The organism is Vibrio sp. OPT18 (assembly GCF_015163615.1).
In the GTDB taxonomy this organism is placed as follows: Bacteria; Pseudomonadota; Gammaproteobacteria; order Enterobacterales; family Vibrionaceae; genus Vibrio; species Vibrio coralliirubri.
Genome location: NZ_JADDYK010000031.1, coordinates 1 through 338, shown reverse-complemented (window position 1 = coordinate 338; position 338 = coordinate 1). Strand labels below are relative to the sequence as shown.

Annotated in this window: 1 protein-coding gene; it reads left to right on the top strand. The window is 56.2% G+C overall.

What is annotated here, in order from left to right; all coding sequences use genetic code 11:
* On the top strand, positions 1-338 hold a 338-nt coding region (locus IQQ51_RS06505), incomplete at both ends, for an Ig-like domain-containing protein (RefSeq protein ID WP_193840636.1).

Here is a 338-nt window from a genome sequence, read left to right as displayed (position 1 = left end):
CCAGATGCGCCAACACTGACACTTGATACGGACTCTGGCTCAGCGGCGGATGACTTCTTAACCAACGACGGCAGCTTCACAGTCGGCGGCACAGAAGAGGGTGCGACAGTCGAATACCTCGTTGACGGAAACTGGACGACAACCGCACCAGTACCAACGGAAGGTGACAACACGATCACCGTTCGTCAAACCGACGCAGCGGGTAATACATCAGGCAGCAGCGAGCTGACGTTCACTCTAGACACAACAGCTCCAGATGCGCCAACACTGACACTTGATACGGACTCTGGCTCAGCGGCGGATGACTTCTTAACCAACGACGGCAGCTTCACAGTCGG